Here is a 9635-nt window from a genome sequence, read left to right as displayed (position 1 = left end):
ATGTGTATAAGAGACAGCCGCCAGGTGCTCACCAAGCACCGCGACGCCCAGCAGGACCGCCACCACGGGTTCCCCCACCAGCATGATCGGCACCGAGGCCTGCAGGGCTCCGGCGTGAAACGCCGAGTTCTGCACCAGCGTCACCGCGACGGCGAGACCGACGAGCAGGTATGGGGCCGGGACCGTCAGCAGCGCGTGCCAACCGCCGACGCCGAAGCGGTGCGTACAGATCTTCGTCAAGACGGCGATCATGCCGAGCAGGATCGCCACCCCGACCCCCAGCAGCATGGCGCGGACGCGGCCCGCGGCGCGGCGGGCCGCCGTGACGCAGACGATCAGCAACGGCACCGTCACCAACAGCGCCACGGTCCACGCCGGGACCGGGGGACGGTTATGGCCCTCACGGGGCTCACCGACGAGCACGAAAACCGCCAGCGCGCCCGTCAACAGCGTCGCCCAGCCCCACTGGGCCGCGCTGACGCGCTGGTGACAAAGTCCGGCGCTCAACGGCAAGGCGAACAGCAGCGAGGAAACCAGGAGCGGCTGGATCAGCAGGAGGGATCCATGGGCGAGGGCCACGGCCTGAAACGCGTAGCCGGCGACGGCGGCGACCGTGCCCGCCCACCACAACGGCCGTCGAGCCAGGGTGGTCACCATCGCCCCGGACATGCCCTCGTCGGCCGGAACCTCCTGCGTGGCGCGCTGCCGGACGACGATCCCCACGGCCGCCCAGAAGGCAGACAGCAGCGCCGAGAAGATCGCGACCGCGTGTGATTCCACCCACCCCATGGCGGGACGGGTACCCGGGACGTCGGCTCGGCTAACTGCGCCGAAAAGCGAATTACGTCATACGTCGTAGTAGAGGGCGAATTCGTACGGGGTCGGCCGGAGGTTGAACGGCGCGATCTCGTAGGTGCGCTTGTAGTTGATCCACGTCGCGATGACGTCGGGCGTGAAGACCCCGCCCTCGGTCAGGTATTCGCTGTCTTCCTCCAGACGGTCGATCACCGCGGACAGCTGCGTGGGCGCCTGGGGGATCTCCGCGGCCTCCTCCGGCGGCAGTTCGTAGAGGTCCTTGTCGACCGGCGGGGGCGGCTCGATCTTGTGCTTGATCCCGTCCAACCCCGCCATCAACTGGGCGGCGAAGGACAGATATGGGTTGCCCGACGAGTCGGGGCAGCGGAATTCCAGCCGCTTGGTCTTCGGGTTGTTACCGGTGATCGGGATGCGCACGCACGCCGACCGATTGCGTTGGCTGTAGACAAGATTGATCGGCGCCTCGAAACCGGGAACCAGACGCTTGTAGGAGTTCACGGTCGGGTTCGTGAAGGCCAGCAACGACGGCGCGTGGTAGAGCAAGCCGCCGATGTAGTGGCGCGCGGTGTCGGACAGACCGGCGTATCCCGTCGCGTCGTACATCAACGGCACGCCGTCCTTCCACAGCGACTGGTGGCAGTGCATTCCGGAACCGTTGTCGCCGAACAACGGCTTGGGCATGAAGGTGACGGTCTTGCCGGCCTGCCACGCGGTCTGCTTGACGATGTACTTGTACATCTGGTGGTCGTCGGCCGCGTGCAGCAACGTGTTGAACTTGTAGTTGATCTCGGCCTGGCCGCCGCTGCCGACTTCATGGTGGCCCTTCTCCAGCGAGTAACCGGCGTTGGTCAGGTTGGTGAGGATTTCGTCGCGCAAATCGACGTAGTGGTCGGTGGGTGCCACCGGGAAATACCCCCCTTTGGGGCGGACCTTGTAGCCGAGATTGGGGCTTCCATCCGCCTCGGCGTCCTCTCCGGTGTTCCACCACCCGGACGCCGCGTCCACCTTGTAGAACGATTCGTTGGTGCTCGAGTCGAAGCTGACCGAGTCGAAGATGTAGAACTCGGCCTCCGGCCCGAAGTATGCGGTGTCCGCGATGCCGGAACTGATCAGATAGTTCTCGGCCTTGCGGGCGATGTTGCGCGGGTCGCGCGAGTACACCTCGAGGGTGAACGGGTCGTGCACGAAGAAGTTCACGTTCAGCGTCTTGCGGGCCCGGAACGGGTCGATCGTCGCGGTCTCCGGATCGGGCAGCAGCACCATGTCGGACTCGTGGATCGATTGAAAACCTCGGATCGAGGAGCCGTCGAACGCCAGGCCTTCCTCGAACACGCCTTCGTCGAAGGCGTAGATCGGAATCGTGAAGTGCTGCATGGTGCCCGGCAAGTCGCAGAAGCGGACGTCGACGTACTCAATGTTCTCGTCCCTGGCTAGCTTGAAAATATCGTCGGGCGTCTTCTCGGACACGCAACGCTCCTCAGCTTGATTGTCGGCAGTGGCGTGCGAGCGCTTTCTACCCCCGCACTATTTCGCCCGCGTCACCACCGCGAGTCGAACCTGTTGCGTCACAGAAAGACAGGGGTTCCGGTTGCACCGCGGACGGGTTCCGGTGGCACTTCCCTGCCTGTTGGCCGATAGTCATATGGACCGCGCAGTTGCAGCAGAAGTAGGAGTAGTCATGGCAGGCAACGAAACCGGCGATCATCCGGCGACCAGCCGTGGCGATCGACGCCCGTAAGAGTCGAACGCAGCCCGCGCGATGGGCGAGCTCTTTCAGTTTCACCGCGAGATCATCGTCAGCGGTGACGATGCGTTGTCGAAGACGATCGCCGAAGAGCTGAGGGGCGCGGGCGCGCGAATCATCAGGATCAACACCGCCGCCGATCTCCTGGGCGCCGGGGTGCAGCGCGCACGTGCCGTCGTGTGCGCGGGTCCAAATGATGCGGTCAATCTCGAAATTGCCTTGCTGGCACGGGAATTCAGCCCCAACGTCCGCGTTGTGGCCAGGCTGGCCAACGATGTACTGCGCGAAGCCGTCGTTACCGTCAACGGCCCCGGCGCGATCTTGGACGTCGCCGACCTCGCGGCACCCTCGATCGTCGAGGCCGTCCTGTCGCGCAACGCCCACCAATTCAACACGGCCGGTATTGAATTCGTCGTCTGGGGATCCGAGGCGCCACACAACGCGACGCTCCGGGAGATCCACTCCGACCTGGCACCGGTGGCGGTTGTCCACGGCAAGAATTCGCCCGCTCCCGGCGAGGTGGTGCCATGCCCCGGGCGCGATCTGCGGGTATACGCCGGCGACTGGACGTCGATGATCGGCGTAAAGGACGAATTGGAAGCCCGTGGCATCACCTTGCCTCCCCCGACCGCGACGCGCGCTCGAAATTCCCGCGTGCGGCGGGTCATCGACGCGGCGCGCGCCATCCGCGACGAGGTGAACCCAATGCTGTTCCCCTCGTTGGCGTTCGCGCTGTTTCTCACTCTCGGGTCGACGGCCGTGGTGCGTTTCGCCTATCACAACCCCCGGATGTCGTGGGTCGACGCCTTGTACTTCGCCTCCGAAACGATCACGACCGTCGGCTATGGCGACTTCAGCTTCGCCCAGCAATCCACATCCCTGCGGCTGTTCGGCGTCTTGTTGATGTTCGGCGGCGCGAGTGTCACCGCGATCCTCGTCGCATTCCTTGCCGACCTGCTGCTGTCGCGACGCTTCGTCCAAACGGCCGGACTGCGCCGCGCGCGCCACATGCACGGCCACGTCGTCGTCGTCGGCCTGGGTTCCATCGGCGTCCGGGTCGTCAGTGATCTGGCGGCGGCCGGATACGACGTCGTGGTCATCGAGCCGGATGAAAGCAACCGCTTCCTGCCGACCGTGGCCGATCTCGATGTGCCGGTGATTTTCGGGGACCCGACCATGCGCCAGACGCTGGAGTCGGCGCGCGTCGATCGCGCCCGCGGCGTCGCGCTGGTGACCCAGGACGACATGGAAAACATCGAGACGGGGATCGTGCTGCTCGAAATGCTGGGATCCGACACAAGGGTGCCGATCGTCATGCGCATTCAGGGCCGTGCGCTGGGCACCGCGGTGCATCGGCGGTTCGGTTTCGAGAACGTGCGGTCGATCGTCGACTTGGCGGCGCCGTGGTTTATCGGTGCGGCGATGGGCTTGCAGGTGCTCGGCACATTCTGGGTCGGCCAGCGCTCCTTCATGGTCGGCGGAATGCTGGTGGCGGCGGGCAGCGAACTCGACGGGCTGCGGATGGTCGATCTGTCCACCCAGACCCGCGTCATCGCTATCACGCGGCCGGAAGGGCCGGTCCGATTGCGCCCGCGCCGGGATGCGCGCCTGAAAGCCGGCGACACCGTCTACCTCATCGGCCCTTACCGGGAACTGATCGCGACGCTGCGCAAGGGCCAGCCTCCCCCGCCGACCACCATCAACGGCGAGCGCACCGAGGCGTTGGCCGCAGCGCGGTCGGCCCGCCGGCCGGAGGTGCGCCGACCGCGGTGGGCGCCCGACACGGACGGTTGACTAACGGCTAGAAGGCGAACCACTTCGTACCGTCTGGTTGTGATGCACAGCACATTTGTGCTTTCTTTGTATCCGAGGTCACAACGCGATGGGAGTTTCCATGGCCGCACCCCACGGGTCGGGCAAGTATGTAGTGGTTGCACCGCGCGCGACGGGCGCGGTGCGTTCACATCGGATTCTGCTCGCCCTGGTCGTGGTCATGGCGTTCATCGCCGCGGTCACCGGCATCGTCGTCGCCGCGACGACGGGGCACACCACCGCGGCGCTCGTCATCGCGCTGGTGGCCGGCGGGTGGTTTTCCGCCGCGCTCTGCTGACGGCTCCCGGGTGATCTGGCTTTCGTCGTGAATCGTTCACGGCGGCAAGGTTTTCGCGCAGCAACACCAAATCCTACGGAGGGGAGCCACCCGTGAGCTTGAGGGCTTTGTTGAGTTCGGCGCTGGTGCTGACCGCGCCGGTATCGCTGGCGCCCACGGTCCACGCCGACCCCAACCCCATCTCGATCGGCGCCTACCTGCACACGCTCAACGTGCTGCAGGTGCCCTACGACAATCCGGGGCGAATGATCGACATCGGCAACAACGTCTGCCAACAGGCGCGCGGCGGCACCGACTTCGACAGCATCTACGGATATGTGGCAAGCAACGGCTATGAGTCCGTACAGGCGGGCCACATCATGGGCGCCGCCGCCGGGGCGTTCTGCCCCGACATGGAGCCCGCATTCAACCGCTGGGCCAACAGCTAACTGGCGACCGCACCGGGGCAGTACTTGATCCGGCCCAGGTCGACCCACATGTTGGCGCGCTTGGCGGCCTGAACGGGAGTCAACCCCGTGACCGCCTGGTTGTTGGCTTGTTGCATCGCGCCGACGATCTGGGCGCGCGACCATCCCTGCGCCATCGCGTTGCACATGGTCTGCTCGGTTTGCATTTCGTAGTACGGCCAATCCGGCGGGAAGCCGATCGGGTCGGCGTGGGCGGCCGGCACCGCGGCGGGAGCGAACAACGCGATGACAAATGTCATGGCAAGAAGCAGCTTTTTGAACACTTCTCCTCGATTCAGTCGCGCAGTCACGGGTTAATGCATTTATACCCCGAACGTCGAAGTGGGACCGATGTTTCGACGGGCTCAGTGCCTCTCACCTGCACACACTTCGGGCCGCTTGCGTCGCAACGGCATTCGCCGGCGTCGCTTCGGTGCCTTTGGTCCTTCCGCTTGCATCACTTCGGCCCTGACAATCGCGGCGGCCCTGGATGATCCTGCCGTTGGGTACATAGCCGATCAGAAACGAGCCGAGATGTGGCAGCCACCACCTGACGCGATCTTGGTTGGCGTCGACGGCTCGGCAGCAGCGCTGCGCGCCGTCCGGTGGGCGGCCCGCACGGCCGTGCTGCGGGATGCGCCGCTGGCCCTGGTCCACGTCGTCGACGCCCCCTCACCCGAGTGGTTTCAGGTCACCGCTCTCGCCGGCTTCAGCGATTGGCAGGAGACGCGGGCACGCGAATGCATCGCGGCGGCGGTCAGGGCCGCCCGAGAATCGGAGGCTGGACCTCCGCAAATCGATAGCCAGGTCCTGTATTCGGCCACCATCCCCACGCTCGTCGCCCTCTCCAAGGCGGTGGCGATGGTCGTGGTGGGCTATCGGGGGCACGGCGGCTTCCTGGTCCGCAGCGTCCTCGGCTCGGTGAGTTCGGGATTGGTGTACCACGCGCATTGCCCCGTCGCCGTGATCCACGACGAGGACGCGCTCGTCGGCAGCATCACGCGGGCACCGGTGCTGGTGGGCATCGACGGCTCAACGGCATCGGAGGCGGCCACCGCGATCGCGTTCGCGGAGGCCTCCCGGCGAGGTGTCGGCCTGATGGCGTTCCACGCCTGGGCCGACCCTCGCGTCTATGCCCTCAAAGGGGCGTACCAAGACGCCAAGTGGGACGCCCGGCTGTCCGAGGAGGAGGAAACGCTCGCCGAACGCCTGGCGGGTTGGCACGAACGCTATCCCCACGTGGCGGTCCGCCGCAGGATCGAAATCGGTGAGCCGGCACGCTGGCTCCTCGAGGCGGCGGAGCGGGCGCAACTGATGGTGGTGGGCAGACACGGCCGCGGCGGGTTCCCGGGAATGCTGCTGGGCTCCGTCGGGGCGACGGTGGTCAACAAGGCCAAGGTCCCCGTGATCGTGGCGCGTCAACCCTGACCCAGGCTGCGGCCAATACGGCCTTCCCCGTTGCCGGGTCGACACACCCCCCGGCCTTTACGGCGCCGCCGGCGTGCGCGCAACAGTAGTCGTTGCCCTGGCCGAGGTCCTTGATGCAGAAGCTATAGAACTCTTGGTTGACGTCGGCGCGGGCGACGGCCGGATGTTGCAACGGGCCGGCCATCAGCGTCAGTGCCGCGCCGAAAAGGGCGGCACACACCAGCTTTTTCGGACGAGTGCTCATCGGAGTGATTCCTTCCATCTAGTCATGTCTTTCAAACGCTCGCGCCTCGGCCGTCAAGACGAGGCCCCCGCCGGCACGCGCACCTCGATGGGGGCAAGGTCTTGCACCGGGAGCACGAGCGCGTCGCCGTCGGCCGTCGTGACGCCGTCATCGCACGGAACCGTCATGGCGCACATCGCAATGCTGCGACCGACCTCCGTGTAGGCGGCGAACTGCCCTTCGGAAAACCATTGGTCCGACGTGTTGTCGTGGGGGAACTCCGCGCCGCCCTTCTCCGCGGCGTAGGTCAACACCCAATCGGGGAGCCCCTGCCACAACACGGCTTTGGCGATGATCAGCCATCCGGTCCTGGCTTCCGCAGTCTTGATCCCGGCCGCATCGGGATACGTGATCCTGCCCCTGGCCACGGCGCACTTGCTGATGCGGCCGTTGAGGCTGCAGAACGCGTGACTGTCGCCGAACTGCTCGCCGGACCCCGGCGCGAGATTCTCGACACCGAACGGTCCGCCACTGTCCATGGTGATCTCGACGCCGAGTTCGAACCTGGCGAGCCTGATCGCGTCGGCCAGGCCGGACAGCAGCGGAGGGGCGTCGCCACTGCTGTCGATGCAGTAGATCAGCCGGCACCGCCGGCGCAAGGCTTCGACCAGACCGAGGTTTTCGTAGTGCCCACCGTCGGTGACCTGAACAAGCCTGGCGTCGAACTTGTTGATTCCCAGGAGTTCTCGATAGAAGTACCCGGCCCCCCGCATGGAGGGCAGCGCCTTGGGAAACGACGGATCGGCGGCCTTGCGCTGAGCGTTCCGCACGAACAGCGGGTTGGGAAGCCACGTTCCCAGGCGGGCACCGGAAAGCGCCAGCAGCGACTGGACGCCCTTGCTCTGCCTGCCCATCGCCGAGGCGAACGCCGCTCCGCTCACCGCCATCGCCGCCTCCACGGTGAGGTCGCGTTCGATGCGCGGCGGCGACGCCTGGCGCAGTTCGGCGGTCTTCAGCCAGCCAAGTGCCGGTCCCCCAACGTAATCCGCGGTCATGACGTACGACACGGCGTTCAGCCCGGGCGCCGGGCGGATGTCACCGTCGGAGATGGCGGCGGCCGCGGCGAAGACGAATTTCGGTCCGCCGGTTTGCGTCTTGCCGTATTCGTCGAGCCACGTGGCCTCGCTGCGCTTGTATTCCACGGCCCTGCCGCCGAGGCGGCGGACGGCGAACGTGTGCGCCAGCCGTTGCCGGTAGAACGGATGCAGGCTCAGCGAGGTCACGTCAAAGCTGCTCAGCAGCAACGCCAACAGCCCGATGCCACCCAGGTACAACCATTGGACGTCGGAAGTCAACGGCTGGCGGTTGCGCTCCGGGTGCAGGATCTCCTGATCGATCTCCATGTTGAAGACGTAGCCGGCGACAACGCCGAGCAGCAGCAGCCACGCGACCAGCAGCACGCCCAACGTGAACACCACCAGGGCGATGCGCAGCACTCCCGACGGCACGAATCTGAGCCACCGGGAGGGACTTACCAGGCTGTCCTTCTTCGAGGTCATCGAGACCAGCGTCGTCCAATATTGCAAGACCACCACGGCCGCGAGGCCGCCGATCGCCCCCACCGGTCCCTTGTCCGGACGCTGCAGGCACAGCCACATCAGTGCCGGGCCGGCGACGCTGAGGCCGAATACCAGCAACGCCAACAACGCGGCCCGTCGGCCCAGCCAGCCGAACGCGGCCTGCCCCACGGTGCTCCATTTCGACGCCGACGCCCATTCGCAGGCCAGATCGCCGATGATGCAGATGATCACCGCCGCAACGGGAATCGCGATCGCCGCCAACGCCGCCACCGGGCGGGCCTGAAGCGCTTCGAGATCGAGCTGCTGGTGCAAACCGGCGCCATGCGGCGCGACCCCACCCCTGCGGGGCACGACGGCCCGGAACGGGAAGTACTTGACGAAGATGCCCAGCAGCCATCCGAGCACGACCGCGGACGAAGCCACGATGAGCAGCGATGCCAACAGGTTCTTGAGTACCTCGGCGAGTGCCCGCAGGAGCGCCAGCGGCGAGTCGGCGATGTAGTCGCAACGGCGGCGCAGGGAGTCGAACTCGACTGAGCCAGGGCTGAATCGCTTGGACAGCTGCGCGATCGCGCCACCCGCCCTGCCCTCGGAAGCGTCGCTTTGAACGCCGAGCACCCGCGCGCCGGCGCTGAAGCCACCACCGGACACCGAGATCACATAGTCGAAGTCGTCCAGCGCCGGCGCGCAGCGCCACGCGTCCACGACGTCATCGCGGGGGCCGGCCAGCTTCTGCATCGCGCCCATGGCCACGCACGCGGAGCGCATTCCGCCGCCGGACAGGCACAGTGCCGTCGGCGTCGGCACCGGGCTGCCGTCGTGTTTGCGGGCCAGGTCTTCGGCGTCGGGGACGTAATAGGCCTGGCGCCAGGCCGCCTCGACGTCACCCGGCTCCGGGTCCAGCGCCGGCGGCGACAACGTGTCGTCCCACCAGTTCTTGCCGTGGTGTCGCCGGCGGTACCTGCGCATGCGCAGATGCGACAGGATCACCCGGACTATCGCGAAGACGGCCGCCGGTATCGCCGTCACGGCCAAGACGAGCGCGCACCATTTGACGGTTGCCATGGCCGCCGGTGCGTAGATCCAGAAGGCGGCCGGCACCCGGCCGAGCAGCCCGTCGGCGGGCTTGGTCAGCGCGCAGAAGATCAACCCGTCCTCGAGTAGGTGTGCGAACGCGGCGACCAACGCCGCGGCGAGGATGTAGTGGCTGAGCTTCTTGCCGGACTTGGAGAACGCCAGGGCCGTGAAGACAAGGGCGCAGGTGACCAGCCTGTCTCTTATACACATC

At 66.4% G+C, this 9635-nt stretch carries 8 protein-coding genes; 4 read left to right on the top strand and 4 right to left on the bottom strand.

Annotation, left to right across the window (positions count from 1 at the left end; genetic code table 11):
- Positions 1-789: DMT family transporter (locus WU80_RS22690; RefSeq protein ID WP_055405853.1), on the bottom strand; the 789-nt coding region annotated here is incomplete at its 3' end.
- Between the two features lie 57 nt (positions 790-846).
- Complete coding sequence (gene glnA, locus WU80_RS22685; protein ID WP_055405366.1) at positions 847-2283, bottom strand: type I glutamate--ammonia ligase; 1437 nt, start codon at positions 2281-2283, stop codon at positions 847-849.
- Positions 2284-2575: 292 nt separating this feature from the next.
- On the opposite strand from glnA, the gene WU80_RS22680 reads away from it, so the two are divergent.
- The 3 genes from WU80_RS22680 to WU80_RS22670 all read left to right on the top strand — a co-directional run bounded on the left by WU80_RS22680 (position 2576) and on the right by WU80_RS22670 (position 5098).
- Positions 2576-4354: an NAD-binding protein gene (locus WU80_RS22680; RefSeq protein WP_082459996.1), complete on the top strand. Its 1779-nt coding sequence runs from the start codon at positions 2576-2578 to the stop codon at positions 4352-4354.
- 100 nt (positions 4355-4454) lie between these two features.
- Positions 4455-4670: a hypothetical protein gene (locus WU80_RS22675; protein ID WP_055405365.1), complete on the top strand. Its 216-nt coding sequence runs from the start codon at positions 4455-4457 to the stop codon at positions 4668-4670.
- A 92-nt stretch (positions 4671-4762) separates the two neighbouring features.
- Complete coding sequence (locus WU80_RS22670) at positions 4763-5098, top strand: DUF732 domain-containing protein (protein ID WP_055405364.1); 336 nt, start codon at positions 4763-4765, stop codon at positions 5096-5098.
- On the opposite strand, the gene WU80_RS22665 is transcribed toward WU80_RS22670, so the two are convergent.
- Entirely contained in the window at positions 5095-5376 is a 282-nt protein-coding gene (locus tag WU80_RS22665; RefSeq protein ID WP_067823695.1) for a hypothetical protein, read from the bottom strand. The two genes, WU80_RS22670 and WU80_RS22665, sit on opposite strands and share 4 nt — an antisense overlap.
- A gap of 274 nt (positions 5377-5650) precedes the next feature.
- Between WU80_RS22665 and WU80_RS22660 the strand changes: the two genes are divergently transcribed.
- Positions 5651-6544: a universal stress protein gene (locus WU80_RS22660; protein WP_055405363.1), complete on the top strand. Its 894-nt coding sequence runs from the start codon at positions 5651-5653 to the stop codon at positions 6542-6544.
- A 297-nt stretch (positions 6545-6841) separates the two neighbouring features.
- Here the strand turns inward: WU80_RS22660 and WU80_RS26210 are convergent.
- Positions 6842-9635: patatin-like phospholipase family protein (locus tag WU80_RS26210; protein WP_055405852.1), on the bottom strand; the 2794-nt coding region annotated here is incomplete at its 5' end.

Source organism: Mycobacterium sp. UM_11, assembly GCF_001414075.1.
Taxonomy (GTDB): Bacteria; Actinomycetota; Actinomycetes; order Mycobacteriales; family Mycobacteriaceae; genus Mycobacterium.
This window is presented reverse-complemented; position numbering and strand designations above follow the sequence as displayed.